We start from the raw sequence: 25,475 nt of genomic DNA, 5'->3' as shown, positions 1-25,475 counted from the left end.
CTCGGCCCCTCCTGTCCATTTTCAGTCGTAGCGTTCGAGGCAGGTGGCTTTGATGCCGCACGGTCAATACTTCACGATTGCCATCAAGCGGCGTACGACGTGGTGATCCCTGTCGAAAGTCCTGCGAAGGCCATCGCAGGCCCAACGCACGCCCGATTGGGGCACCGGGCGACCCAAGTCCGCCGACAGTAGGTAGAAGTGTGCGGCGGTCCAGATGATGTCCGGATGGCCGGGCGGCAAGGTCTCTTTCCGATACTTCAGGGTGTCTTCCAGCAGCGGGAGAGCTTTCCTGAAGTCATTCAGAGCGATGAGGCAGAGTGCCAGGTCATGGGCTGTGTCCAAGGTGTGCTGATGGCGGACACCGAGGTGGTCGACTTGGAGCCGGTAAATTTTCATGCCCTGTTGATAAGCTCCGCTGGGATTCTCCGGCGTCTGAAGCCTTGCCAGGTAGCTTGCCGTGCGCATCGCTGTCCGGCTTTCCTCGCCGAAGATCTTGCACTGCTCCTTCCATGAAACTCCGGCGACCTCGCATGCGTCGGAGTGGTGACCCTTGGCACCGAGGTCGAGCGCGCAATACACTGACGCGACCAGAGTCATGGGGTCGCTCGGCCCCAGGCTTCTGTCCCTTTCCAGGTAGACCTGCAGGTTGAGTCGTTCGGCGTCTTCGTAGTGCCCACGTCCGAAGTGGGCGCGAGCCAGCACTGACATCATCACCATTTCGTCGACACGACATTGAGCGAAGTGCTCCGCCCATGCTGTGCGAAGATGGCCGAGACCATCAATTACCTCCTTATATCTGCCGCTATCCATCAAATAGCTATACGTGTCAAAGATCGCTTTGCGGCCAGGCCCCGTACGGATGTGGGCTGGATCGAATGCGAGGACGGAGGGAGTCACCAGCGCCCAGTCGCCCCACGCTCCCTCTGTCGCGGCCCGCTCTGGCACCGCTGCCACCAACAACTGTTCCGCCATTTCGAAGGCGCCGGCCTCATCTTCAGGGCGGTCAGCGAGCAGGTCGCGGATAACTGTGCCACTGATTTCATCGAGTTTCACCGCCCCAGTCTGTAATGTCATCAGGCCTCGATCGCGTAGACCTCCCAGCCTGCGGTGCAGGTCGTACATGGTCAGTAGGTACCGCTCATCCGAATCCGATACTTCCCATCGGTCCCCCCTCAATGCGCGGGTAGGAAACGGATGGGGGCCGAGAATAATCAGTGCGTGAAGGAGATGAAGCATCCGCCGGTCTTCCTCTGTTCCGGCCGCAAGCGCACTCGTTGCCTTCGACAGTCGGCCTGTCAGCGATCTCGGGAAATCAGATGAGCGATATCCGCTGAGGATTTTCGAAGCACACGAGTCCAACTGTTCCAGCAGTTGCCCTGGCGTCATGCCACTCGTCAGCCAACTCGCTGCGTTCTCCATGGCAAGCGGCAAGTAGTCCAGCGCACTGGCCAGACGCACGGCGTCAGCTTCTGTGAGTCCATGGACCAGCGTCCTCAGCAGGAATACCGATTCCGCCGGGGGCAGCGCCGGAACCTGGATCACACGAGCAACCCGATGCCAGACCCCGGCGTCGGCCCGCGATGTGATCAGTACTCTGGTTCCATCCCGAGGTAGATACCGGACGACGTCGTCCGGTTCTGACACTCCGTCCAACACCAGAAGATGAGGGCCGTTTCTTCCACCGATGGCGGCCAGGTAGGCGGCGAGCCGTTCGGCCGGTTGACCGGAACCGGCACTTGTCATGTCGATCCAGCTCATATCTGCGTACCGAGAGCGCAGCCGATGGGCCGCTTCGCGGATCACCGTTGTTTTCCCGATGCCTACTCCGCCGTTTACTACGATCGGTACGCCGTCGTCCGACCGGTCCAGATAGCCGGGAAGCACGTCGTCCACCAGTTCGGCTCGTCCGAGGAAACTTGGATCGCGGTGCGGCAGCGCAAAACTTTCGTTCATCTGTACATGCCCCTGAGCCACTCAGTGTTTGACTTCAGATACCGCAGGTTGACCCATTCCTGGGCAAGGCGATTTTCGCCGCACAACAGCGAGGTCGCCATGGACTGGTGCGAGGGGTCAAGCCAGCGGACTCGACCGGCTGCCTGTTGCCCCGTAAGCCGTCTCTCCTTGCGCGGCAACGGGGTGCCGATGGCAAGCAGCGCGTCATAGAGCCCGATCGCAGGCAGAACCGCGGGGAGGTCGTTGTCCTTGGCGGCTTCCTCGGCAGCCGCCGCCGGGATGGACAGCCCGGTCGGGTCGAGATCGCCGAAGTAGCGGATCTCCGCGATCTTGCCGCGTCGGAGCATCTTGACACCGGCGAGTGAGGCCAAGAACGAACTTCCCATCCCGCAGGCCACGTAGCCGACTGTGTGGTCCTTCATCCCGTCCAACGCCTCTATCAACGACCAGCATGTGGTGACGTTCTCCACTACGAGGAGAATGTCACCGTCGCCGATGCGCCCGTAGTAGCCGTCGCTCTCTGCGATGAGCCTTTCTGTGAGGATTTGAGGCGGCGCCGCATACATGTGCAAGAGTTTGTGCAGCGCTTCCCGGTCTGAGAAGAACGGACCACCCAACTCGTCGAACGCTTTTTCTTCGGCCTCGAACCATCCGGAGTATGCGCGACTACCGAAGATGTCAAGAGCGCGCTCACGTTTCGGCGCAGGCTTCATGTCCGGCTCGGAGAGGAACCAGTTGTTGACCGCGCGGTAGCCGACTCGTGTTCTGGGTGCGGCGTTGTCCCAGTACCCAGCCACCTTGCGCACGCTCGGATGCAAGGGAGGAAGAGGCTCCCGCACCCTCTTTGCCGCCTGATGAGTGGGTAGCACCCACACGCCCTTCGGCAACGGAATTTTCTCCCCGTCATCGCCCTTCATCGCTGTGATGGCTCCGCACTCGTACAGCTCGTCCAGGTGGCGGCTCAGAACCATAGACTCCAGCTCGTCCGCCACCTTCGGATGGGGCACCGTGCGGAAGACACGGCGCAACTCCGGCAGAGAGACGCTGGTCTTACGCGTGCCGTCCCACTTCTTCTGTGAACGGGCGTGTTCGTGCAGCGCGCTCAGTAGCTCACGTGCGGGACGACTCAGACCGGTCAACGCTCTCTTCCCCGGAATCCTGGTGGTTGTGTTCCGCGCCGGCGCGAGGGTGGTACCTGATGGACGTGATCACCGGGTTCTCGCCCTCTTCAAGAGGCTCAAGAAGATGCTTCCTCCTGTCGCCCACGACGGTGAGGTACATGCGGTGTGCGCGGAGGTCAGCGTCATTGCGTAGCCGGATCACGAGCGGGAAGGAGTCCAGGACCGCCAGATCATTCAGGCCTGTGGTGTAGACGAGTTGGACACCCAGCGCGCGGGCGACCGATTGCTGAAGCCGCAGCAGATATCCGGCCGAGGCACGACCGATCGGGTTGTCCAGGAACAGCACACCCGAGTTCCGGCGGTGCTGGACCTTGCCCTTCTCGTTCGCGCGCAATGCTGCCATGGTGCAGTAGAGGACGATTGCCGCGGTCAGCACCTGGCCGCCCGAGAAGAGGTCTTTCATGGCCGAGACGGGCACTCGTTCCGTCCGCAGAACGGCGTCCGGTTTGAGGATGCGTACCCTGAACCCCTTGGGGGCGGCGGCTTCGGTCACGCCGCGCAATAGCAAGGCCAGGCCGTCCCGTTTGACCTCCCTTCCGTGGATCACGGCTTCGGCGGTCTCGTCCACGACAGTGCCGAGCCGGTCCTCCAGCACTTGTTCGGAGACCTCGGTGAAGCGGATCCGCAGGAATTCCTGCTCGGACCACTCCTGCAGCCCTCTGGGCAACCGGGAGAGGGACTGCGCCCGCTTCAAGGTCCGCAGCGCCTCTTGCACCTGCTGGCAGAGCTGGAGCACGATCTGCCGGCGGTGCCGTTCGATGGAGTCCAGGTCCACGGTGAGACTACGCAGCCTGGGGCGAAGGTTGTCGCTCCATTCAGCCGCCCGTGCCGGCAGTTCGGCGCGAGGACAGGACTGGATGACGGTGCGGCTGGGGGAAGGCAGCCCACCGAACCGCGCGTCCGCGGCAAACCCGACCAGCTGGTCGGTCAGCGTTCGTTCTTCGGCGAGTGCCGTCTCGACCTTTGCCCCGATCCGGTCGTACTCGGTCTTCAGCACGGTGTGCCGGTCCCGGGCGGCCGAGACACCGCCCTCGTACGGCCTGTCGTCTTCTCGAGGCTCACCCGACCGGGACAGGACGGTGATCAGGTCCGTGAAGTTCTCCGCGGAGGAGTGCAGGGCGGCGGCGGTGCGTTCGGCACGCTCGCTGTGGTAGGCGACTTCGCGCCGGATACGTTCAGCCTCGTCCCGATCGTGCTCCGCCGCCTCGATCAGGCGCATGCCGTGCAAGACGTGCAGAGGCGGACCGTAGGGAGCGAGATCCACGTCGGTGAGCGGTTCCGGGAAGTCTTTGAGGACCGCTCGGTGTTCCGCGACACGCGCGTCCGCTTCGGACAGCGAGGCCTGGCAGTCAAAGACCGCCTGTTCGGCACGGCGTTGGGCGGCGGCCCGACTCGCGCCGTCCACTCCATCGGGACCGTTCAGCAATGCCTGGGCGGCTGCTCGGGATTCAGGAGAATCATCACCCAGCTCCTGCGCCGCCTGCTTCTCGCGGCTCTCCGCCTGATGCATGTCGAGAAGGAGGTCGGCTCCGACTGATGCCCGTTCGTACTCGATGGCAGCGGCTTCGTAGGCGCGGCGCAGCACGGGGAGCGGTTCCGCCGGGACTTCTGTCCCGTTCTCCGCAACAGCGTCGGCCCCCGGAAGCTCATCCAACTCGGCGGTCATACGGTGGGCGGAGCCGGTCAGACGGTCCATCGTGCGCACGTGCTCGGCGCCGGCAGCCCGGTGACTTTCGGCAGCTCTTTCCGCTTGCTGAGCGGCCTCTCGTGCTCGAGCCTCCGCCGTTCGAGCCTGGTCCACGGCGGTCTGCCAGTCGGGAATCCGCTCCTCTTGTGCGGCGAGTGCACGCAACGCGGACTTACGAGCTTCCAGTGAAGACTGTGTCTTGCGAAGCGGCGGAATGGCTTCGCGGATGGCTTTGAGATGGGCGGCTGCAGCCTCACGCTGCTTGGTCTGCTTGGTCAGCTCCTCCTGGGCCTCGTCGTGATCCTGCACCCGGATGGTGACGATTTCGCGCAGCTCGGCGAGCCTTCCTTCAGGGAAGTCCGACCGCCACTCTTCAAGCCGGTGGAGCAGCGAGAGGAACATACGTTGCCGCGCGTCCCACTCGTCGATCCGCGCGCGGTGTTCGTCATGGCGACGACCTAGGGCGAGCCGCTCCTCCGCGGCTGCTCTCTCGTCGTACAGCGCCGGGTGCGGAGGCACTACGAAATCCAGCCCGGAGAGTGACGCGTCGGGTTCGTGCATGTCCGTTGTGGTGCCCAGTGCCACCAGTGTGCTGGGCCACAGCTTCTGGCAGGCCAGGATCTCCACTGCCTGTGCCGTCTGTTCTGGATCGTTCAGGAGCACGCCCGTGACCAGATGTGGCACACGCTCGATGAGTGCACGGCGCTGCTCGACCCGGGGCAGGCCGGCGAGGTAGTCCCATCCGGCATAGGCGTCGACACCGGCTTCTCGCAATGTCTCGCACGCTTCCGCGGCCTCTGGGGAGGGCGGCAGCAGTTCGTTCGTCTCCAACGCGAGCCTGGCTCGTTCGTCACGGACCATGGCGATGCGGATCTCGGTCCTCGCCACATCAGCGGCGTCACGTCGCTGAACGAGCTTGCTGACCAGCCTGGGAGCATCCACCTCGAGATCGAGACGCTCGATGTCCAGGAGTGTGAGCGGCTGGATCTCCGCTTCCAGAGCACGGGTGCGCTCGTCGGCTTTCGTCCAGTCGCGGCGCGCCAGATCAAGCGAGTGCCGGGCCTCGGCCACAGCCTGTTCGGCGGCTTGGCAGGCCCGGTGGGAAGCATCGAGAAGACCCGCCGCGTCCTCGGCGGCGGATTCTTGCCGAGATATCTCCTCGGCGTTCTTATGGGCCTCCTCCTCGGCTTGCCGCGCGGCGTCACGAGCCGTCATGCCATCGCTCAGCAGACCGTCGCGCACGGCGTCTGCGAGGGCGTCCTGCACTTCCTGGATGCGAGTGTCGAGCACCTTGGCCTGCGCCCGGTGCTCGGCAGCCAGGGCGACGGCGGTGTTGTGCTCGGTCTGAGCCTGCTCGGTCAGCGTGTGTTCGCTCTCAGCCTGGCGTCGCGCTGCCTCCGCCTGCTCAGCGAGGCGCCGTGACATGGTGCGCAATGCCCCGACGAGAACCTCCAGCGCGGCGTCCCGGGCCTGCAGCGCCGGAAGGGCGGCTTCCTCGGTACGCCGGACCAGCTCACGCAACCGGTTCGCGTTGGCGGTCGCTTCCAGACTCCTGGCCAGGCGGGGTACGACCTTCCAGGCGCGGTCGGTCTCCTGCGCTCGATTCCACGCAGCGCGGGCCCTCTGCTGTTCCTCCTCGGCTTCGGCTAGCCTCAATGAGGCTGTGAGGCGGCCGAGTTCACGAGCGGCCGCTGCGAGCTTCCCGTGGTGGAGCACGGCCCGCCGCAGGTCGCCGTCAAGGCGTTTGGCGATCTCCTGGCTGGCCTTCGCGGCCTCGGCCTCACGGTGCGCGCGTACCTTCACCGAACGGACAAAGGTGTCCAGTGTTTTCCTCGCGGTCCGCTGTTCCTCCTGGGCGGTGAGAGCGGCGGTATGGACGCCTGCCAGCGGTTCGAGGAACTCCAGCGCGCCGGCTACGAAGTCCCGTTCCAGGGTCAGTGCACCACGCCTGCCGAGCTTGTCACCGTAGGAATTCAGCAGGTTGGCGAGATCCTGTGCCGGTCCGGTGGGCACCACGGCAGACAACAGGAACTCTACGAAAGCGGCGTCGCTGGCGAAGGAGAAGACGTCGGCCGCCTCCCCCTCCCCGGCATTCATCGCCCTCTGGTAGCGGAAGAGTTCAGGGTCCAAACCGAGGTCTGTGAGCCGTTCCGTCCACTCCGACTGGACGCGGAAGTGATTGAACTCAAGTTCGGGATCGGTTCGTTGAGCCCCGTCGAGTTCGCCGAGGAAATCGGCCAGCCGCAGATACCGTCCGGCCTCGGCCACGGGGAGGGTGTCGAGTGTGGTTCCCCGTGTAGGGCGGAAGTGGTACCAGCGCTCCACCAAGTTGGACGGGTCCTGTGTCGCCTTAAGGTGGCGCCACTCGGTGACTTTGCCGGTCACCAGCCGACGCCCGCTGCGGGCATGGGTCCACTCCAGCGCGATGTGGGCCACATCGTTGTCGAGTACGAAGCCGCTCAGCGTACGAGGATCACGAGCACCCACCACTTGACGGCGTCCGGGTAGCAGGACCGAGAAGATCAGTTTGATCAGTACGGACTTGCCGCCGCCGTTCTCCAGGAAGAGCACCGTGGCCGGGGAGGGGCGCCGGGCGGGTTGCTCGTCCCTGGTGCTGAACAAGGTGGCGGGGCGGTCGGCGATGGGATCTCCGACGCCGCTGAAGTCCAGTAGGACGTTCTCGTAGCGCGCTGCCTTGGGTCCGACGCACTGTAGAAGCACTCGGGACAACTCATACATCCTCCGGATCCTCCGCCACGATTCCCGGTGCGGTCGTCACAGCCATGGGAGGGACTACGCCGAGCGCCACCAACTCCTCGAAAGCGCTGGTGGCCGCAAGCTCACGCACCTGAAGCTGGTAACGCCGTGTGGTCTGAAAGACGTCCTCACCGGCGTTCTTTACCGGGGTCAGGAAACCCTGCTCCGCGAGGAAGTTCAGAGCTCGGGAGACCATGCCCTTGGTGGTGTTCATCGCCCGACGCTTGTCCTTAGTGGGGAAGGCCTCAGGGCGGTTGGCGTACGCGTGCCACGCCAATTCCAGTTCCGGTGCGTCACTGGGTACGTCGGCTGACTCCTCACGGGACGCCGCTTTTTCACGCAACCGGTCGCAGGCTTCGCGAACGACGGCGTCGACCACGTCGACACTGACCCTGCCGACGTACTCGTCTTCGGCGAGGTCGTCCGGCCGAGGAAAGGACACCGCGGCGACGGCAAGGTGGATGATGCCGTGCAGAAAGCGCTCGGCGTAGCCGCCTTCCTTTTGGGTGCGCCGGGCGTAGCTCTCCATCTTGGTCTCGAAGGGAGAACCGCCGTCGGCCGCGATGGCGAGGCCGACGTCCTCGTGTTCTCCCAGCACTCTGAGCCCCAGACCGGCGGCGATCCGTCCGGTCAACGTGCGGAACGCGCCGTCCTGCCGGTAGCGGCGCAGAAGCTCTCGATAGGCATTGTCACGACTCGGCAGCAGCCGAGGGCGCATCGCGAAAGCGAGCAGCTGCGCGGCGTGCTCGGCGTCGTCATCCGTGAAGCGAGATCTCATCACCGAACTCCTCGTGCCGAGCCGTGCGCGGCTCCTCCGATCCTGGAACGGCGGGCTTCACGCCTGCCTTCGTGAGCCACAGTTCATCACCGTCGAACTGCGGGCTGTGCAGGGGGTCCCCCGTGGGTACGGCGATCAGCACCTCGGGTACCTGCTCACGTACCGCTTCACCGACGGACGGGTTGAAAGCGTGTGCCGCCCGATGCATCACCAGCCGGGCGACTTGAGGCTCATGGTGACGCGCACGTGCGAGCAAGTCGCTCAGATACGCAGAGCCACCGGACAGGGAGAGGATCTCGCTCGCTAGCCTGAAATGTTCGGGAGTGAACAATTCCCGTTCCGGTATGGGGTCGAACTGAGGGTCTTGGACCTCGCCGGCGAATCGCTCAGGTTCCGAGGGCCGTTGCAGGAGACGTTCCACAAGTGACGGCAACGTGAGAACTTCGGGGGGCGCTGGGGCGACCGCCCCACGGAAGAAGTCGTAAACCGGCCCGAGTGCTTTGCCCACGGGAAGTCCGAGCAGTGGTACCAGCAGTTGTCCGTGCAAGTGGAGCGCGGCACGCTGCGGTTCGCCGGAGAATAGCTGACGGTCCTGCTCGGAACGGAACTGGTCGCCCGCTTCCTGTACGGCCTTCTGGAGCTGCATATGACGCCGGATGCAGTCGCGGACGATCTCCACGAGTTCCGCTGCCCGCTGCTTGTGGCGCGGATCGTCGGAGTCGTCCCGCGCGGCGGTGATGTTGATCAAGATGGCGTGTTCCGCCGTGTAGCGACCCTCGATGTGCTCAAGCGCGTCCAACAGCAGGTCTGGCACCACTCGTTCCCAGTCCACGGTGCGAACATCGCGGCGGGTGGCGTCGAGGTAGCGACGTAGTGTCTCTCCATATTGGACCGTGCGGTACCTGGCTTGTTCGGCGGCGAGTTTGGCATCGGCGAGCCGACCGCGCCTGATGAGGTTGTCGAGTTTGACCTCGGCGGCGATCTGCGCGGATTCCACATCCGTGTCCAACGCGCCGACGAGTACGTTGATGGCTTCATCGGTGGCCCGCAAGGAGAACCCATCGGGTGTCGACTGCTCCACCAGCAATTTGAAGTCGAACTCGAAGCGGCTGTAGGTTCCCTCGTCCCCGACGAGCCCGTAGTTCCAGGAGAATCCACGCTCGATGGTGCCAACGTTGATCAGCCGCTGGAGCACCCAGTTGGCCACAGCGGCGTGCTCGGCGTCACCCCTGTCGGGCGCCTGGGCAGCGACGAAGTGCCTTACTTGTTCAAGCACCTTGCTGTGCTCAGCTCCGGCGTCGAAGTCCATCGCGATGGTGACCTGATCGATCGTGTGCAACCCGATTTCAGCCATGTGATAGACCCTGGCATCTGCCCAGTCCAGCGATGCCTTGCGCTGATCCAATGCCTGCAACGGTGCTGTACAGGCCAGCGCCTTGACGCGGCGGACCAGTCCTTCGTCAGGCAAGTGTGGTGGATGGGGCAGTTCGTGATGCACGATCAGTCACGCTAGCACCCCCTGCACCATCGTAAGTGGGGATTCTCGGATACCCGACTTGACGGCTCCCTTCGCTCATGAGTGAGTCACGGGCTGAGAATCATCGCTCACGAACTGATGTTCCCCCTGTGCGGTGCGGTCTGGGCTCCTCAGGGTGCCGGATAAATCCAGCATTCGGATCTTCCCGTTCCGCTACAAGTTGCACCGGGAGCGGTCGCGATTTCAGTGTTGGTGCCAAGGGTGGCGGTGTGTGTAGGGAGCTTTCACCCTTTCCGGAAGAGTGCGGGTCGCGATCAGGGAATGTCATGTCGGCGGGTGCTGGGGACTTTGCGCGAGCAGGTGGCCCAGCTTCGTCAGCATCCGATGGCAGGTCAGTGCCAAGGGGCATCGCGAGGGCTGCCTGACACCCTTTGTCCCTCTCATGCATCGGATGGAGAAGGAGCGCCGAGACATCCCAACCGCCCTCGTTCGTCGAGCACAAGATCGATGCTCATCTCCGTAGGTAGAAGCCGCTGTCCGTGGTCTTCACGGGGAAGAAGGGCAAGCGGATCCGGCTCGAGATCTTCTTCACCCCGGGTCAGCCCGGCGTCGGCGTGATGCCGTCCGTCGCGTCCTACGGCTACCAGTTCAAGAAGGCATGCCTCTCGGCCGGACTGATCGATCTGGACGGCAATGCCAAGTACACGCCTCGTAGCCTGCGGCACTTTTTCGCCTCGACTGCCCTGGCCCCAACGGTGTGCCGATCCACGAGGTCTCGCGTTGGTTGGGGCACCGTCCGGTCAAGGCGACGGTCGATATCTACGGGCCCCCTGCTATCCAGCGCGTGGGAGCGCTGCCGGGAAGTCTTGCAGCGCTCCATACGGTCGGACCCCGGACGTGACGTCCCTACCGTCCGAGGGGGCGAACTCGAGCGCCGGCAACCGAGCTGTGTAGGCGTACGAGAGCCGACTGGCCTGCGTGGTGCTGGGATAGAACGCCCATGCTGGGATGGTGCTGGTACGCCCACTGTAAAACCCGCGTTTCCGCCGGTGGGGGCCCCTGCACGAACAGAGTCCGCTTCAACGTCTGAACCGATGAAGTGACGCCACGCCGCTGACGCGGCGGACACGGTGTGTCGAAGGGGTCGGGCTCGTGGGAGTCCGGCCCCTTCGGTTGTCGGGGTCACACGCCGGGGCGGCCCGCGCTGCCCGCGTAACCCGGGGCCGGGTAGGGGGAGGGGTCGGTGATCCAGCCTGACATCAGGGTCAGGCGGGAGTCGCGGTCGACGGCGAGGAAGGCGAAGGGGCGGTCGAAGGCGGCGTGGACGACGGTGGTCTCGTAGCGGGGCTGGGGCGGGGCGCCGCCGTACGTCTGCGCCACGGCCGTCACCGCGGCCGCGCGGAAGCCGAGGGCGCCGAAGCGGGTCACGGCCGACTGGCGGGCCTCCGAGACGGCCAGGGGGTGGGCGCTGACGCCGGGGAAGTGGCCGAAGCGGGGGTCGGTCGCGGTGTGCAGGCCGAAGAGGTCGGGGTGGGCGAGCAGATCGTGGTCCGCGCGGACCTCGTAGGCGACCGTCCGTACGTCCAGGGAGGTCGGCTCCGGGGTGATGGACTGTTCCCGTGCCACCCGCAGTCCGGGGCCTACCTCGCCGTACGGCAGGGTGCCGCCCGGGGTGAGCGGGAGCGTGCGTTCCGCCACGGACACGCCCGCGGCGATGACCTGGCCCGGCGTCATGCGCTCCTCGCCGAGGACGAGAAGGACGTCGATGCCGTTGTCCCCGGGGACCGTCAGCGCGGTGACGAAGCCGTCCGGGGTGCCGGCCACGCCGACCCGGTCCGGGCGCACGCTCCGCCGGTGCAGGCCGCGCAGGGTACGGCCCTGCCAGGGGCCCGCCGCCGGGGTGAGCGGCTGCTCGGTGAAGGGCTGGCGCCAGGTGGTGTGCAGGGCGAGCGCGCCCGCGAGCACCAGCCGCGTCCCCCGGTTCAGCGGCACCGGCATCCGCTCGACCAGCCCGCCGGTGCGCTCGGCGGCCCAACGGTCAAGGCGTTCCTGCGCGGTGACGAGATCGTCCCCGAACGAGCCGTGCGTGGCCGCCGGCAGTTGGGCCAACCACTCCTCGCGCAGCAGTAGTTCCTCTTGTGTCCACAGGCCGAGCGCCGCGTCCAGGCCGGACACCGAGCCCAGGGCCGCGAGCAACTCCCGCGCGGTGGCGGCCGCTTGATCCGCGGGCACGCCCAGCGCGTCGGCCAGTTCCTGCCGGGCGGGGCCCGCCGCGCCGTCCGCGAGGAGGGCCAGCAGCGGCCAGACCCCGGCGGCGGAGAACGCCGTGCCGCCCCGCGCGGTGGCGCCCCAGCGCGCGGTGAGTCTGTTCACCGTGCGTACGACGGCGCCGTCGACGACCCGGTTCTCCACCTTCAATTCCGCCCCCTGTGTCCCGCTTACCTGCGACAAGTCGTAAGAGGCACGGTACCGGTGTTCCTGGACTGCCGTTCGGGCGGCCGGAGTTGTCCGGGGCGCTCGGCAGGTGTGAAGGGGGGCGCGAGCGGGGGAGAAAGTGCTGGGTGGGGGCCTGCCCGGCCAGATGTCATCACTTCGAGTGATTCTCTGGCCTTTGCTTGCACGGCTCAACCCACGGTTGCCACGCTGTTGCTGTCTGTACAACCTGATGGGAGCGGCCAGTGACTTTCGGTGAACAGCCGGCGTACCTGCGCGTCGCGGGTGATCTCCGCAAGAAGATCGTCGACGGTTCACTGCCGCCCCACACCCGGCTCCCCTCACAGGCCCGCATCCGCGAGGAGTACGGCGTCTCGGACACCGTCGCCCTGGAGGCCCGCAAGGTCCTGATGGCCGAGGGCCTGGTCGAGGGCCGCTCCGGCTCGGGGACGTATGTGCGCGAACGGCCCGTGCCGCGCCGGGTGTCCCGCTCCGGCTACCGTCCCAGCGGCGGCGCGACCCCGTTCCGGCAGGAGCAGGCCGACGCCGGGGTGCGCGGCACCTGGGAGTCCAGCAGCCGGCAGGCCGAGGCCGGAGCCGCGATCGCCGAGCGGCTCGGGATCGAGATCGGCGAGCGGGTCATGCGCACCAAGTACCTGTTCCGCGAGGCCGGTGAGCCGATGATGCTCTCCACCTCCTGGGAGCCCCTCGCCGTCACCGGCCGCACCCCGGTGATGCTGCCCGAGGAGGGGCCGCTCGGCGGGATGGGCGTGGTCGAGCGCATGCGGGCCATCGACGTGATCGTGGACAACGTCACCGAGGAGGTCGGCGCGCGCCCCGGGCTCGCCGAGGAACTGCATCTCCTCGGCGGCGTCCCCGGCCATGTCGTCCTGGTCGTCCAGCGCACGTACTACGCTTCCGGGCGCCCGGTGGAGACCGCGGACGTGGTCATTCCGGCGGACCGGTACCAGGTGGCGTATCACCTGCCGGTGCGGTGAGGGTCGTACACAAGGTGGTACGCCACCCGTCGGCCGCGGAGTGACCTAGCGCACATCCCGGGCTCGCGCGGGAGGCGGATGCGCCGGTGACGGGATTACCCGGGTTGCGGGGCCGATGCTGCGATCCGGGTGTTTTCGCAGGTGGGTGCCGGTTCCGCTGGAATGCGTCCGGTGGCCTCGCCCCGGGCGCATTCGCTCTTGTGCGCCCCCGCCGGTCTGGCTGGTTGCGTACCTCTTTGTGAAAAGGCGTATTCGCTGAGTGAAGGTTGGGCGTACGCTCGGGCATATGCGGAGTGCGGTTTCCTCAGGCGGGGCCCGGCGAGGGCCCGGGACGGGATGGGGGTCCCGTGATGCCGGAAAGGGTGAAGGGCGCGATGGGGGCGGAGCGGACCATGAGTGAGGGCACGGCTTCCTTGCCCTGGATCGTCATACGGCAGGACGACAACGGCAACCGGTACCGCGTCGGCCGGTACGCGACCGAGGCCGAGGCGCAGAAGATCGCCGACAGCTTCGAGGATCCGGCGAACAAGCGGCTCTACATGGTCGAGCGTCTCGGACAGAACGGAGACGGCGGCCGCGGCTGACCCGCCGCCGTTCGTCAAGGGGTGACGGCTCGCGGCGCCGTGCGCCCCTGCGCCTCCCGTAGGCTCCGTTTCCATGACGTCCAAGACGCCCATGACGGAACGGACCGTGGTGGTCGGCGCCGCCCTGCTCGACGGTGGCCGCCTGCTCGCCGCGCGCCGCAGCGCGCCCGCCGACCTGGCCGGACGCTGGGAGCTGCCCGGCGGCAAGGTCGAGCGCGGGGAGCGGCCCGAGGACGCCCTGGTGCGCGAACTGCGCGAGGAACTCGGAGTCGACGCCGAGACCGTGGAGCGGGTACCCGGTGAGTGGCCCCTGCGGGAGCCGTACGTCCTGTGGGTGTGGACCGCCCGGCTGCGCCCCGGCTCACCCGCGCCGCGCCACCTCCAGGACCATGACGAGCTGCGCTGGCTGACCCCGGCGCAACTGTGGGACGTGCCATGGCTGGAGCAGGATGTGCCGGCGGTGTCGGAGGTCGGCGAGCGGATGGGGGCGGAAGCGCGCTGAGGCGGGCACTCCGTTCTTCCGCGTCCCCCCACTCCATTCTTCCGCGTTCCCCCATGGTCGCCTGTCGCGGGGTCGGCGGACGTGCGACGGCTGTCCTCTCCGCACGGCCATCCGGTGCCGTCCCTTACGCTGCCGCCCGCTGCGGCTGTCCGGCTCCCTCGGCGCGGCCCGGGTAGGCCGTTCGACCCACACCCCGACGGCCCCGGCGGTATTGGCCATCACTTATCGGGTATGGGCCCATTAACCCCACGAAACCGGACGGCTTGCGGCCTGGGAAGTGATCGGCGTGATCGACACCGATGGCGACTGCGCCGAGTGGACCTTTCCCGCGGAACCGGGCGCCGTGCGCAGCGCCCGGACCGCGGTCCGCGGCCAGTTGCACGGCTGGGACCTCGACTGTGTCGCCGACCTCGCCGCGCTGCTGGTGAGCGAACTGGTCACCAACTCGCTGCGCTACGCCACCGGCCCCATCGGGGTACGGCTCGTACGGCCGGTCGGCGCCGACGACTCCCTGTTGGTGGAGGTGTCCGACCCGCTCCCCGATCCGCCGCGCGAGCGGGTCGCCCGGCCCGAGGACGAGAGCGGGCGCGGACTCCAGCTGCTCGCGGGGTCCTCGCGCCGCTGGGGCACCCGGCCCGGCGCGAGCGGGAAGACCGTCTGGTTCGAGCTGGCCGTACCGGGATGACGGTGCCGGGGGCGCATCGGGGTGGCGCGGGGGTGCCCGGGGTGAGGCAGGGGCGCCCGAGGGGGCGGAGGGGGTGTACATCGACCGCCGTACGGTCCACCGTGTGACCCCGGCTCGCGGACGGGTGCGGAGTGTGTGATTCGAGGCCGTGTTCCCTGGTTAGAAGAGTGGAAGTGTTGTCGCGGAGCGGTCCGAAAAACGTCTGGACCGAGCTGTGATCGTGAACACCGTGTCGCGCGGCGCCGTAGTACTGGATACTGCGGGCAGCCGCCCCCGGTGACCGGTGCCGGGCGCGGTGAGCTGGAGGGGACGGTTCGCGTGAGCGAGATACCAGCGAAGGCCACGGAGTCCGAGGACCCGTCGGACGGCGCGAGGGACCAGACCGCCGCGAGTGCGGCGGCGACCGGTGGCGCCCTGTGGCAGAGCAGTCCGCCCGGCTCCATGTACGACTACATAAAGGTGGCCTCCTTCTCCATCGGCCCCGGCGGCCTGGTGGACCAGTGGAGCCTGCGCGCCGAGCAGCTGTTCGGCATTCCGGCCACGCGCGCCGTCGGTATGGATCCCATCGAGGCGTTCATCGACTCCGACCTGCGGGAACAGGGCCAGCGCAAGATGGCGGAGATCCTCGACGGGCGCGAGTGGACCGGGGTCGTGCCCTTCCGGATGCCGGATCCGCCGGAGGGCGGGCGCGGCGCGGACGGCCTGGCCGAGGTCTATGTGATGCCGACCCGGACCGCGGAGGGCGAGAAGGCCGCCGTCTGTATCGTCGTGGACGTCCGCACGCTGCGCAGGATCGAGACCGATCTCGCCGCGTCCCAGGCGATATTCGGACAATCCCCCTTCGGTTTCCTGCTGCTCGACTTCGACCTGCGGGTACGGCGCGTCAACCAGCGGTTCGCCAACGTCTTCGGCGGCAACCCGGACGACCACCGGGGCAAGGGCGTGTTCGACTATCTGCCGCGCGGCGAGGCCGAGCGGGTCTCGGCGACGCTGCGGCGGGTGCTGCAGAGCGGCGATCCCATCACCGACATGCATGTCACCGGTCATGTCCCGGGGACCGAGGAACGCCGGCACTGGTCGGTCAACCTCTACCGCGTGCACAGCGGCAGCGGCCGGCCCATCGGCGTGGCCTGGCTCGCCACCGATGTCACCTCCCGCCGCGCCGCCGCCCGCGAGGCCGCCGCCGCCCGGCGGAATCTGGCGCTGCTCAACGAGGCCGGGGCGCGCATCGGCAACTCGCTCGACCTGGAGACCACGGCGCGTGAACTCCTCGACGTCGTCGTCCCCGGCTTCTGCGACCTCGCCACCGTCGACCTCTACCAGGGGCTGCTGACCGGCGACGAGACCCCGCCCGGGATGGCCGACGGCAGTGCCGAGCTGCGCCGGGTCGCCATCGCCAGCGCGGTCGCGGACGCCCCCGTGGGCCGGGTCACCGAGACCGTCAAGGTCGGCGCCGTACACCACTTCCCCTTCAACTCCCCCTGCGCGGACGCCCTGCGCACCGCGCGGCCGCGGGCGGTGCCGGCCGAGGAGGGGAGCCTGGTGCAGTCCACGCTCGCCGTGCCGATGGTCGCGCACGACACGGTGGTGGGGCTCGTACGGTTCGCGCGGACCAAGGGCAGCGAGCCGTTCGGGGAGCGGGACCGGGACCTCGCGGTGGAACTGGCCGCGCGCGCCGCGGTCTGCATCGACAACGCGCGGCTGTACCGCCGGGAGCACGAGCGGGCGCTGATCCTGCAGCGCTCGCTGCTGCCGCCGGGCGACCCCGAGGCGTCCGGCCTGGACATCGCCTGCCGCTATCTGCCCGGCAACGCGGCGACCGAGGTCGGCGGCGACTGGTTCGACGTCATCGAACTGCCCGGCCACCGCACGGCGTTGGTAGTGGGCGATGTGATGGGGCGCGGGCTGCGGGCGGCGGTCGCGATGGGTGAACTGCGGACGGCCGTACGGACGTTGGCGCTGCTCGATCTCGAACCGGCCGAGGTGCTCTCCGCGTTGGACGAGATCGCGCGGGGGCTCGGCACGCCGGGGGGTGTGCAGCAGGCGACGCGCACGGCGCGGCAGCCCAGGGACGCGGATCTGTCAGAGGTGTATCTCGCGACGTGTGTGTACGCCGTGTACGACTCGGTGACCCGGCGATGTACGTTCGCCAACGCGGGCCATCTGCCGCCGGTGCTGGTGGAACCGGGCGAGCCCGCGCTGATGCTGGACGTGCCGCCCGGGATGCCGCTCGGAGTGGGGGGCGAGCCCTTCGAGGAGGTGGAGGTCGAGCTGCCCGAGGGCGCGTTGCTCGCGCTGTACACGGACGGTCTGGTGGAGTCCCGGGACCATCCGCTGGACGAGGGGCTGCACGCGTTCGTCGGCGCGCTCACCGATCCGGCGCGGCCGCTGGAGGATGTCTGCGACCACGTGCTCAACACCCTCGACACGCATCACGGCGAGGACGACATCGCGCTGCTGATGGCCCGGGTGCAGGGGCTGCCGGCGGATTCCGTCGGCGACTGGACGCTGCCGCGCGAGCCGCGGAGCGTGGGGCGGGCGCGGGAGCACGCCCGTGCGCAGCTGCTCGACTGGGGCCTTGAGGCGCTGGTCGACACGACGGAGTTGCTGGTCAGCGAGCTGGTGACGAACGCGCTGCGGTACGGCGAGGGGGAGATCAGGCTGCGGCTGCTGCTGGACCGGACGCTGGTGTGCGAGGTGTGGGACGGCGGGCTCGTGCAGCCCCGGCGTCGGCGGGCCCGGGACACCGACGAGGGCGGACGGGGCCTGCAGCTGGTGCAGTTGCTCAGCGCGGCATGGGGGTCACGGCGGACGCCCCGGGGGAAGACGGTGTGGTTCGAGTTGCCGCTACCGGGGGCGGAGGCGGTCCTCACCGACCCGGCGGAGGCACTGCTCAGCCTGTTCTGACCGCTTTTGAGGCCCCTCCGCGGAGGGCCACGGCGCCTCCTCATGCCGGCGCCCGCAGATGTCTTCGCCCCCGCGTCGACGGCCCCCCGAACGTGGCCGGGGGCCCGCCGTCGGGGTCCTCGGCGAGGAGGATGCCGCCGAGGACCGCGCCGGGGAGGCCGGTCGTGGCGGTGTCGGGGTAGGGGGTGCCGTGGGCGCGGACATCGCGTTCGGCGAGAGCGCGGGCCTCGCGGGCGGCGGTGTCGGCGGCGAAGGCGGTACCGGTGTCGGTGGCAGGTGCCCGGGCCGTCTCCGACAGCAGGGCGCGGGCCTCCGGGCCGACGGCGCCGCGGTGCACCGTGACGAAGTCCTCGGCCGAGTCCAGCGAGGTGCGGGCGACGAGGAGCGCCGCCGTGTCCAGGACGCCCGAGCGGCCCACGTCCAGGCGGTCGACGGCGCGGGTGATCCGGCGCAGGGCGTCCAGCGGGTCGTACGGGAGGTCGCCGGTCAACTCCTCCCGTACGGTGGCCAGTACGCCGTCGGCGTGGGCGAGGCGGGCGGTCAGCTCGCCGGTGGCCAGGGCGGTGCGGGAACGTCCGTGCCGGGCCGCCGTCAGCTCGGCCTCCGCGCCGGTCAGGGCGGCCGGTACCAGTGCGGCGGCCTCCCGTAGCCGGGCGGCGAGCCGTTCCACGCCGGTCACCAGGATCTCGGCCTGCGCCACGGCGCCCTCGGCGGCGCGCAGGTTCCGGGCCGTGCCGTCGCCGTCGGCGGCGTCGATCGACCGGCGGGCCGTGTTGAGGTGGGCGGTGGCGAACAGCAGGCGGTCCTTGGCCTGCTCGACCGAGCCGGTGACGGGGTCCGTGGCCGAGGGCGCGTACCGCTCCCGCAACGCCGCCAGGGTCGCGTGGGCGGCCACGGCGCGTGCCGCCAGCGCCCGGAACCTGCCCTCCACCACGTCCAGTGCCGCGCCGGCCCCCGGTCCCTCCAGCCCCCGTACCTGGTCCAGTGCCGCGGCCTCCGCGTCCAGCCGCCGCCCCGCCTCGGCACACCGCCCGACCACCCCGACCAACGCCTGCCGCCGCGCCCCCGCTTCCCCGGGCAACCCCCGCTCGTACCTCCGCCACATCGCGAACGCCGCCACCAACTCGGTTTCGGCGCCGCGCAGGGCATGAACGAAGGACGCGGTCGCCGTCTCCGCCTCGATCTCGGCAGCGGGTTGTTGCCGGGCCTCTTGCGGCGGGTGTCCGAGGGTGCCGCCGCCCGGTTCGGTCCCGGGTGCCGCCCGCGCGCTCGCCTCCGCTCCGGGCGCCACCCCGGCTCCGGTCGCCGCGCCCGCCTCGGGTCCGATCTCGGCGGTGGCCCGATGTCGGGTCTCCTGCGGTGGGTGTCCGAGGGTGCCGCCGCCCGGCTCGGTCCCGGCCGCCGCCCGTGCGCTCGCCTCCGCCCCGCTTCCCTGCCGAGTCCGCCGGTCGGCGTCGGCCCCGGCCTCGAACCGTGCCCCGGCCGCCCCCGCTCGCGCCTTCGCGCCCGCCTCGGCGTCGAATCCCCCGTGCGCCGCCTCCGCCCCGGACCCAGCACCCGTGCCGATCGCCGCCCCCGGTATCGCTCCGGTCCGCATCCCGTCTGCCGTAGGTGGCCCCGCCTCGGCCTGCGGTCTCCCCCCACCGCCTTGGGGCGCGGGCCCCGCCTCGGCCTGCGGTCTCCCTCCACCGCGTTGGGGCGCGGGCTCCGCCTCGGCCTGCGGTCTCCCTCCACCGCGTTGGGGCGCGGGCTCCGCCTCGGCCTGCGGCCCCTGTTCCTCCCGGGCCCACCCCCCGGCTTCACCCCTCAGAGCGCCCCCGCCCTTCCCCGCCCCGAATCTCTCGCGCACGAAGCCCAGTTCCTCGCGGCTCGTCCGTACGCAGTCGTCGGCCAGTACCAGCGCGATCCGGGCCTGGCGTTCGGCGTCGGCGATCGTGGGCGGTGCCGGGCGCCTTGGCAGTGTCGTCCCCGGTGTCGTACGAGTCCGGGTGCGGCGGACGCGGCGCAGGTAGCCGTAGGCCGCCAGTACCGCCGCCGCGGCCACGGCGATGAGCGGGAGCACGTAGTCCGCGGCGGAGGTGCCGCCCTGCCCCGGCGCCGCCGCCTCGGCCGGCATCCCGGGGGAGGTGGCGGGAACCGGACGGCGCGTGGCCGCCGTCATCAACGGCAACATCAGCCACCCGGCCCCCACCAGGGCACCCAGCACGGCATGCGTCACCCGCACCCGTATGTGCGCCTTGGCACGCCGGGAGCGGCCCCGGAACAGGGAGGACGTCACATTTCGGAGCGTATGGGGGAGTGGACCGCACCGCGAGCGGGGCGGATACGGGTGGGGGACCAGGCGGACAGGGGGACGGAATGGACGCGGAAACCGGGCCGGGGAAGGGACCGGGGACGGATCCGACGCCCCCCACCGAGAACCGCCCCCACCGCCCCCTCCGCCGCGCCCTCGCCGCCCTCTCCCTGGTCCTTCTCCTCCTCGTCCTCGCCCTCCTCACCGCCGAAGGCGCCCTTCGCGTCAACTACTCCGGTGAACCCGCCCCCGGCACCCGCACCCGTGGCCAGGACGCGCTCTGGCTCGGGCACGCCTGGGTGGACGGGCGGAAGAGCGAGGCGGATGTCAGGGCGCTGGCGGGGCGGTTGCGGGGGACCGGGATCAGGGATCTGTATGTGCACTCCGGGCCCCTGGAGGACGACGGGACACTGCCCGACGCGGACCACCCCAAGGCGCGTTGGCTGATCGGCGCCCTGCACCGGGAGCTGCCCGATGTCCGGGTGCAGGCCTGGCTGGGGGACGTGGTCGCGAGCGAGGGACCCGAGGGGCTGCACCTGGAGCACCCGGCGACCCGCTCCGCGATCCTCGCCTCCACCCGGCGGATCCTCGCCGCCGGTTTCCAGGGCGCCCACTTCGACCTGGAGCCCCTGCACTCCGGCGACCGCGACTACCTGACCCTCCTCGACGACCTGCGCACCCTCACCCGCGCCCACCACGCGCTGCTCTCCGTCGCCGCCCATCAGATCGACCCCCTGCCGGGCTTCCACTCCTTCTGGGGCGCGACCACCGGGCACCCCAAGTGGTGGTCGCAGGCGTACTTCGGGCAGGTGGCCCGCCGGGTGGACCAGATCGCCGTGATGTCGTACGACACCATGCAGCCGCTGCCGAGCCTGTACGGCGGCTACGTGGCCCAGCAGACCAGCCTCGCCCTGGAGGCGACCCCCCGCTCCACCACCCTCCTCATGGGCCTGCCCTTCTACCACGAGAACCGGTTCGGGCACTGGGCCCGCGCGGAGACCGTCCCGGCCGCGGTACGGGGCGTACGCCTCGGACTGTCCCGTACCGACGCCCGCCGCGCCCGCTTCGGCGTCGCCCTGTACGTGGACTTCGCCGCGACGGACGCGGACTGGCGGGCCTACCGCGCGGGGTGGGTGGAGTGAGGGGCGGCGGTCAGGAGGAACGCCTCCTGATCTTCGAGCCCAGCCACACCAGCGGGTCGTACTTGCGGTCGACGGCCCGTTCCTTCAGCGGGATCAGGGCGTTGTCCGTGATCCGGATGCCCTCCGGGCAGACCTCGGTGCAGCACTTGGTGATGTTGCAGTAGCCGAGGCCGTGTTCCTCCTGCGCGGTGCGCGCCCGGTCGAGGCCGGACCGCTCGGCCGCGTCCAGCGGGTGCATGTCCAGTTCCGCGACCCGCATCAGGAAGCGCGGGCCCGCGAACGCCCGCTTGTTCTCCTCGTGGTCGCGCACCACATGGCAGGTGTCCTGGCACAGGAAGCACTCGATGCACTTGCGGAACTCCTGCGAGCGGTCCACGTCCTCCTGGAACATCCGGTACTCGCCGGGCGCCAGTTCCGGGGGCGGTACGAACGCCGGGATCCCGCGCGCCTTCTCGTAGTTGAAGCTCACGTCCGTCACCAGGTCGCGGATCACCGGGAAGGCGCGCAGCGGGGTGATCGTGACGGTCTCCGCGCGGTCGAAGACCGACATCCGGGTCATGCACATCAGCCGGGGGCGGCCGTTGATCTCCGCCGAGCACGAACCGCACTTGCCCGCCTTGCAGTTCCAGCGCACCGCGAGATCCGGGACCTGGGTCGCCTGGAGCCGGTGGACGATGTCGAGGACCACCTCGCCCTCGTTGACCCCGACCGTGAAGTCCCGCAGCTCGCCGCCCTGTTCGTCGCCCCGCCACACCCTGAAGCGGGCCTCGTAGCCGCTCATTCGGACAGCCCCCCTTCCAGTTCCTCGTCGGTGAGGTACTTGGCCAACTCCTCCTTGTCGAACAGGGCGAGCAGATCGGGGCGGACGGGCGGGGTGGTCTCGCGGGTCAGGCGGATGCGGCCGACGGACGAATCGACGAGCGTGCACAGCAGGTTGACGTTGCGCCACTCCCGCTCCATCGCCGGGCAGTCCTCGCGGGTGTGGCCGCCGCGCGACTCCGTGCGCTCCCGCGCCGCCCGTGCCACGCACTCGCTGACCAGCAGCATGTTCCGCAGGTCCAGGGCGAGATGCCAGCCGGGATTGAACTGCCGGTGCCCCTCGACGCCCGCCCGGCCCGCGCGCTCGCGCAGCTCGGCGAGCCGGGTCAGGGCCTGCTCCATCTCGCCCGCGCGGCGGATGATGCCGACCAGGTCGTTCATGGTCTGCTGGAGTTCCTGGTGCAGGGTGTACGGGTTCTCCGGGCCGCCGCCGCCCGCCTCGGCGGCCCCGGTCGCCCCGCCTTCCGCCCCGAGGGAGAACGGGCGCAGCGCCTCCGCCGAGGCCGCGCCGATCTGGTCGTCGTCCACGCGTGGCCGCTCCCGGGCGAGGGAGTGCGCGTACTCGGCCGCGTGCCATCCCGCGCGCCGCCCGAACACCAGCAGGTCGGAGAGGGAATTGCCGCCGAGCCGGTTGGAGCCGTGCATGCCGCCCGCCACCTCGCCGGCCGCGTACAGCCCCGGCACCCCGCGGGCCGCCGCCGTGTCGGAGTCGACGGCGACACCGCCCATCACGTAGTGGCAGGTCGGCCCGACCTCCATCGGCTCGGCCGTGATGTCGACGTCCGCCAGCTCCTTGAACTGGTGGTACATGGACGGCAGTCGGCGCCGGATCACCTCCGCGGGCATCCGGGTGGAGACGTCCAGGAAGACACCGCCGTGCGGGGAGCCGCGGCCCGCCTTCACCTCGGCGTTGATGGCGCGGGCGACCTCGTCGCGGGGGAGCAGCTCGGGCGGGCGGCGGTGGTGCTCGGGATCGTCGTACCAGCCGTCGGCCTCCTGCTCCGACTCGGCGTACTTCTCCTTGAACACGTCCGGCACGTAGTCGAACATGAACCGCCTGCCCGCGGAGTCGCGCAGCACCCCGCCGTCGCCGCGCACCGACTCGGTGACGAGGATGCCCTTGACCGACGGCGGCCAGACCATGCCCGTGGGATGGAACTGCACGAACTCCATGTTCAGCAGCGGCGCCCCGGCGAGCAGCGCCAGCGCGTGGCCGTCGCCGGTGTACTCCCAGGAGTTGGACGTCACCTTGAAGGACTTGCCGATGCCGCCGGTCGCGAGGACCACGGCGGGGGCCCGCAGGACGAAGAAGCGGCCGGTCTCGCGGTCGTACGCGAAGACCCCCGAGACCCGTGAGCCGTCCTTCAGCACCCGGGTGACGGTGCACTCCTGGAAGATCTTCAGGTCGGACTCGTGGTCCCCGGTCCGTGCGTGGTCCCGCTGCTGCAACGCGACGATCCGCTGCTGGAGGGTGCGGATCAGTTCGAGGCCGGTGCGGTCGCCGACATGGGCGAGGCGCGGGTACTCGTGGCCGCCGAAGTTGCGCTGGGAGATCCGGCCGTCCTTCGTACGGTCGAACAGCGCGCCCCAGGTCTCCAGCTCCCACACCCGCCGCGGGGCCTCCTGGGCGTGCAGCTCGGCCATCCGCCACTGGTTGAGGAACTTGCCGCCGCGCAGGGTGTCGCGGAAGTGCGTCTGCCAGGTGTCGTGCTCGTTGGCGTTGGCCATCGCCGCCGCGATGCCGCCCTCGGCCATCACCGTGTGCGCCTTGCCGAACAGGGACTTGCAGATCACCGCCGTACGGGCGCCCCGTTCGCGCGCCTCGATCGCGGCCCGCAGCCCGGCGCCCCCGGCCCCGACCACGACGACGTCCCACTCCTGGCGGTCCACCACGGGCATCAGAAGAACCTCGGATCGTCGAAGGCACCGGACGCGAGCAGACAGACGTAGAGGTCGGCGACCGCCACGCCGAGCAGCGACGCCCACGCCAGCTGCATGTGCCGGGCGTTGAGCCGCCCCACGAGCCGCCAGGCCCGGTAGCGCACCGGGTGCCGGGAGAAGTGCTTGAGCTGGCCGCCGACGATGTGCCGACAGGAGTGGCAGGACAGGGTGTACGCCCAGATCAGCGCGATGTTGGCCAGGAAGACCAGGGTGCCCAGGCCCATGTGGCCCCACCGGTGGTGCTCGTCGCGGAAGGTCAGGGCGGTGTCGTAGGTCAGCACGCCCGCGACGAGCAGGGCGGCGTAGAAGAAGTAGCGGTGCAGGTTCTGGAGGATCAGCGGGAAGCGGGTCTCGCCGGAGTACCCGCGGTGCGGCTCGGCGACCGCGCAGGCGGGCGGGGAGGCCCAGAAGCCGCGGTAGTACGCCTTGCGGTAGTAGTAGCAGGTCAGCCGGAAGCCCAGCGGGAAGACCAGGATGATGATGGCGGGGGAGATGCCCCACCAGCCGCCGAAGAGGTCCGCATTGGGACCGCCGCGCATGGACTGGCAGTTGTGCGCCAGGCAGGGGGAGTAGAACGGCGAGACGTACGGCGACGCGTAGTAGTCGGCGTTCGCGAAGGCCCGCCAGGTCGAGTAGACGACGAAGGCCAGCAGACCGGCCGCCGTACCGGCGGGCGCCAGCCACCAGCGGTCGGTCCGTAAGTGGGCGGCGGTGATCGCGGCGCGCCCGGGGGCACGCACGCCGCCGCCGTGGGGTCGGTGTTCCGTACCAGTGGCCAAGACAGCACTCCGCTCGGCTCGGGGAACAGGGGCGTATCAGGGGGCGTGCCGGTCGCGGGCGCCCAGGCCCTCGTCGTCCGAGTCCGTCCACAGGCTGATGTCGTACGGCGTGTCGGAGATGGTGACGAGGTCGGGCCGGGTGGCCGAGCCCTGGGCGGCGGCCGCCTCACGCAGCAGCGCCACGCTCTCGCGCAGATGGTCGGCGTCCAGCCGGGCCCGGCGCATCTCCAGGCCGCGGCCGAGCTGCCGCTCCAGCCGGCCCAGCGACCGCCGCAGGTCGTCGAGGCTGCGCTGGACCATGGTCAGGTCGTCGTGCACGGACATGATGTGCCCTCACTTCCGCGGATGCTGCGGGTCCCGGGCGGCTTTGCTCATGCGCCTGAGAGTGTCGCGCGTCACACCCGGTGCTGTGAAGGGATCTGCGTCGATCGGTCAGGTGTCCGGGCGCTCGTCCCGGTGCGTTTGCGCCGCACGGGTGGGCTTGCCGTCCGCCGCCGCCGTGTCGCTCGTGGTCGGCGGATCCTTTCCTCTTCAGTAGCCGCATAGATCTGATCAGCTC

17 protein-coding genes are annotated in these 25,475 nt (G+C 69.4%); 6 read left to right on the top strand and 11 right to left on the bottom strand.

Translation table 11 applies throughout. From position 1 onward, the window contains the following. Positions 1-63: 63 nt before the first annotated feature. From ACLF5H_RS36570 to ACLF5H_RS36545, 6 genes are all read right to left on the bottom strand, one after another. Positions 64-1,953, bottom strand: a complete 1,890-nt coding sequence (locus ACLF5H_RS36570) for a tetratricopeptide repeat protein (protein ID WP_421680294.1) — start codon at positions 1,951-1,953, stop codon at positions 64-66. Beyond that, positions 1,950-3,092, bottom strand: a complete 1,143-nt coding sequence (locus ACLF5H_RS36565) for a hypothetical protein (protein ID WP_421680293.1) — start codon at positions 3,090-3,092, stop codon at positions 1,950-1,952. Before ACLF5H_RS36565 ends, ACLF5H_RS36570 begins: the two co-directional genes overlap by 4 nt. Beyond that, positions 3,064-7,560, bottom strand: a complete 4,497-nt coding sequence (locus ACLF5H_RS36560) for a hypothetical protein (protein ID WP_421680292.1) — start codon at positions 7,558-7,560, stop codon at positions 3,064-3,066. The genes ACLF5H_RS36565 and ACLF5H_RS36560 overlap by 29 nt, the downstream gene beginning before the upstream one ends. Further along, positions 7,553-8,356 (bottom strand): hypothetical protein, encoded by an 804-nt coding sequence (locus tag ACLF5H_RS36555; protein ID WP_421680291.1) that lies wholly within the window; start codon positions 8,354-8,356, stop codon positions 7,553-7,555. Before ACLF5H_RS36555 ends, ACLF5H_RS36560 begins: the two co-directional genes overlap by 8 nt. After that, a complete protein-coding gene (locus tag ACLF5H_RS36550; RefSeq protein ID WP_421680290.1) occupies positions 8,334-9,854 on the bottom strand; it encodes a hypothetical protein in 1,521 nt (506 codons plus the stop codon). Before ACLF5H_RS36550 ends, ACLF5H_RS36555 begins: the two co-directional genes overlap by 23 nt. A gap of 1,161 nt (positions 9,855-11,015) precedes the next feature. After that, positions 11,016-12,251 (bottom strand): serpin family protein, encoded by a 1,236-nt coding sequence (locus tag ACLF5H_RS36545; RefSeq protein ID WP_421680289.1) that lies wholly within the window; start codon positions 12,249-12,251, stop codon positions 11,016-11,018. 260 nt (positions 12,252-12,511) lie between these two features. On the opposite strand from ACLF5H_RS36545, the gene ACLF5H_RS36540 reads away from it, so the two are divergent. The 5 genes from ACLF5H_RS36540 (at position 12,512) to ACLF5H_RS36520 (ending at position 17,942) form a co-directional block, all read left to right on the top strand. Further along, a complete protein-coding gene (locus ACLF5H_RS36540; protein ID WP_421680288.1) occupies positions 12,512-13,264 on the top strand; it encodes a GntR family transcriptional regulator in 753 nt (250 codons plus the stop codon). 392 nt (positions 13,265-13,656) lie between these two features. Further along, positions 13,657-13,848 carry an SPOR domain-containing protein gene (locus ACLF5H_RS36535; protein WP_421680287.1) on the top strand — a complete coding sequence of 64 codons (192 nt, stop codon included), beginning with the start codon at positions 13,657-13,659 and terminating at the stop codon, positions 13,846-13,848. A 91-nt stretch (positions 13,849-13,939) separates the two neighbouring features. Further along, positions 13,940-14,350, top strand: coding sequence for a (deoxy)nucleoside triphosphate pyrophosphohydrolase (locus tag ACLF5H_RS36530; protein ID WP_421680337.1), 411 nt, complete (start codon positions 13,940-13,942; stop codon positions 14,348-14,350). A gap of 277 nt (positions 14,351-14,627) precedes the next feature. Continuing rightward, on the top strand, positions 14,628-15,035 hold the full coding sequence (locus tag ACLF5H_RS36525) for an ATP-binding protein (protein WP_037661696.1): 408 nt from the start codon (positions 14,628-14,630) through the stop codon (positions 15,033-15,035). Between the two features lie 318 nt (positions 15,036-15,353). Further along, entirely contained in the window at positions 15,354-17,942 is a 2,589-nt protein-coding gene (locus ACLF5H_RS36520) for a SpoIIE family protein phosphatase (protein WP_421680286.1), read from the top strand. Positions 17,943-17,982: 40 nt separating this feature from the next. On the opposite strand, the gene ACLF5H_RS36515 is transcribed toward ACLF5H_RS36520, so the two are convergent. Beyond that, on the bottom strand, positions 17,983-20,220 hold the full coding sequence (locus ACLF5H_RS36515) for a hypothetical protein (RefSeq protein ID WP_421680285.1): 2,238 nt from the start codon (positions 20,218-20,220) through the stop codon (positions 17,983-17,985). An 80-nt stretch (positions 20,221-20,300) separates the two neighbouring features. On the opposite strand from ACLF5H_RS36515, the gene ACLF5H_RS36510 reads away from it, so the two are divergent. Further along, on the top strand, positions 20,301-21,377 hold the full coding sequence (locus ACLF5H_RS36510; protein ID WP_421680284.1) for a hypothetical protein: 1,077 nt from the start codon (positions 20,301-20,303) through the stop codon (positions 21,375-21,377). Between the two features lie 10 nt (positions 21,378-21,387). Here ACLF5H_RS36510 and ACLF5H_RS36505 read toward each other — a convergent pair whose 3' ends face one another. The 4 genes from ACLF5H_RS36505 to ACLF5H_RS36490 are packed head-to-tail and all read right to left on the bottom strand — an operon-like array spanning position 21,388 to position 25,240. Then, complete coding sequence (locus tag ACLF5H_RS36505; RefSeq protein WP_421680283.1) at positions 21,388-22,158, bottom strand: succinate dehydrogenase/fumarate reductase iron-sulfur subunit; 771 nt, start codon at positions 22,156-22,158, stop codon at positions 21,388-21,390. Further along, entirely contained in the window at positions 22,155-24,095 is a 1,941-nt protein-coding gene (locus ACLF5H_RS36500; protein WP_421680282.1) for a fumarate reductase/succinate dehydrogenase flavoprotein subunit, read from the bottom strand. Before ACLF5H_RS36500 ends, ACLF5H_RS36505 begins: the two co-directional genes overlap by 4 nt. Then, the gene (locus tag ACLF5H_RS36495) at positions 24,095-24,916 is read right to left on the bottom strand and encodes a hypothetical protein (RefSeq protein WP_421680281.1); all 822 of its coding nucleotides are present in this window, start codon (positions 24,914-24,916) and stop codon (positions 24,095-24,097) included. Before ACLF5H_RS36495 ends, ACLF5H_RS36500 begins: the two co-directional genes overlap by 1 nt. A 36-nt stretch (positions 24,917-24,952) precedes the next feature. Continuing rightward, on the bottom strand, positions 24,953-25,240 hold the full coding sequence (locus ACLF5H_RS36490; RefSeq protein ID WP_421680280.1) for a hypothetical protein: 288 nt from the start codon (positions 25,238-25,240) through the stop codon (positions 24,953-24,955). Between the last annotated feature and the right edge of the window lie 235 nt (positions 25,241-25,475).

The sequence above is a fragment of the Streptomyces sp. LaBMicrA B280 genome (genome assembly GCF_049222185.1).
In the GTDB taxonomy this organism is placed as follows: Bacteria; Actinomycetota; Actinomycetes; order Streptomycetales; family Streptomycetaceae; genus Streptomyces; species Streptomyces murinus.
This window is presented reverse-complemented; position numbering and strand designations above follow the sequence as displayed.

Coding starts and splice junctions, on each gene's coding strand:
- ACLF5H_RS36505 (WP_421680283.1), bottom strand. CDS start 22,158: ATGAGCGGCTACGAGGCCCGCTTCAGGGTGTGGCGGGGCGACGAACAG.
- ACLF5H_RS36555 (WP_421680291.1), bottom strand. CDS start 8,356: ATGAGATCTCGCTTCACGGATGACGACGCCGAGCACGCCGCGCAGCTG.
- ACLF5H_RS36570 (WP_421680294.1), bottom strand. CDS start 1,953: ATGAACGAAAGTTTTGCGCTGCCGCACCGCGATCCAAGTTTCCTCGGA.
- ACLF5H_RS36530 (WP_421680337.1), top strand. CDS start 13,940: ATGACGGAACGGACCGTGGTGGTCGGCGCCGCCCTGCTCGACGGTGGC.
- ACLF5H_RS36490 (WP_421680280.1), bottom strand. CDS start 25,240: ATGTCCGTGCACGACGACCTGACCATGGTCCAGCGCAGCCTCGACGAC.
- ACLF5H_RS36510 (WP_421680284.1), top strand. CDS start 20,301: ATGGACGCGGAAACCGGGCCGGGGAAGGGACCGGGGACGGATCCGACG.
- ACLF5H_RS36560 (WP_421680292.1), bottom strand. CDS start 7,560: ATGTATGAGTTGTCCCGAGTGCTTCTACAGTGCGTCGGACCCAAGGCA.
- ACLF5H_RS36535 (WP_421680287.1), top strand. CDS start 13,657: ATGAGTGAGGGCACGGCTTCCTTGCCCTGGATCGTCATACGGCAGGAC.
- ACLF5H_RS36500 (WP_421680282.1), bottom strand. CDS start 24,095: ATGCCCGTGGTGGACCGCCAGGAGTGGGACGTCGTCGTGGTCGGGGCC.